Here is a 433-nt window from a genome sequence, read left to right on the forward strand (position 1 = left end):
CCCGGCGACCGGTACGGCAGCCAGAACTTGCGCCATGATCCGGTCACCGCCGGCATGACGCCCCAGACCGTGCTTAAGCTGACGCAGCGGCGCCGGCAGATCAGCAAAGGGCGCGCCGTTGCGCAGCGCACCGGGCTTGCGTTCGATCAGCGGGAGGTAGTGCTGCCAGTCATAGCTGACCTGGTCGCGATCCAGCAAGCGGACATGGCTGGCGATCAGCGCGTCGTCAGCCACCACCTCGATTCGCGTCGGATACAAACGGCTGCTGACCCACTTACCCGCGTACTCACACGGCACCGAGTAGCGGTTGCGCCCGACGCTGACCAAGCAGGTGCTGGAGACCCGCGCAGGCCGCTCGACGTAACCGTCGAATGGCGCTGGCACAGGCATCAGTTCAGCGCGCTCCAACTCCAGCACTTCGGCCACACTCAGA

Annotated in this window: 1 protein-coding gene; it reads right to left on the bottom strand. The window is 65.8% G+C overall.

The window, feature by feature from the left end; all coding sequences use genetic code 11:
* On the bottom strand, positions 1–433 hold a 433-nt coding region (locus HZR81_RS23750), incomplete at both ends, for a Mu transposase domain-containing protein (RefSeq protein WP_500129412.1).

The sequence above is a fragment of the Pseudomonas sp. LM13 genome (assembly GCF_041381355.1).
GTDB lineage: Bacteria > Pseudomonadota > Gammaproteobacteria > Pseudomonadales > Pseudomonadaceae > Stutzerimonas > Stutzerimonas frequens.